The sequence below is a fragment of the Campylobacter concisus genome (assembly GCF_002914195.1).
GTDB classification, from domain to species: Bacteria; Campylobacterota; Campylobacteria; order Campylobacterales; family Campylobacteraceae; genus Campylobacter_A; species Campylobacter_A concisus_M.
Window position 1 is genome coordinate 1 of sequence record NZ_PPAU01000039.1, and the last position, 485, is coordinate 485.

Genomic DNA, 485 nt, shown 5'->3' on the forward strand with positions numbered 1-485 from the left:
CACTAGACGATCTAAAAGGTAATAAAGAAAAATCCATTATAAAAATAATGTTGAGCGCATAAAAAAAGATAAAAAACAGATGACGACTGATTTTAATTTTATAAACAAAAATGTTATTGACAACATAAAATTTACCCATATTGCCGAAAGTAAAATAGATGGCTTTGGACTTTTTGCTGATAAAAATTTAGACAGCGGCACGATTTTGTGTTTTTTGGATGGTCAAGTTATAAGCTGGGATCACTACGACGGAATGGCTAAGACTATAAATTTAGGAAAATACCAAGACTATATTTTTATGGAATGGAATGCTCTTGATACAAATACGCTCTTAGTTAGAGCCTTTAGAACAAAATATAGCTATATTAATCACTCTAGTGATCCAAACGTAGAAGTAAAGTATAATCCTATCCGCATTGAAACGATTAAAGATATACGCGAAGGTGATGAAATTCTTATAGACTATAATAAAGAACCTCTGAAAC

1 protein-coding gene is annotated in these 485 nt (G+C 30.7%); it reads left to right on the plus strand.

Going from position 1 to position 485, the window contains the following annotated elements; translation table 11 throughout:
• Positions 1–79: 79 nt before the first annotated feature.
• Positions 80–485, plus strand: a 406-nt coding sequence (locus CYP28_RS00865; protein WP_141090884.1) for an SET domain-containing protein-lysine N-methyltransferase, incomplete at its 3' end; no start/stop codon positions are given.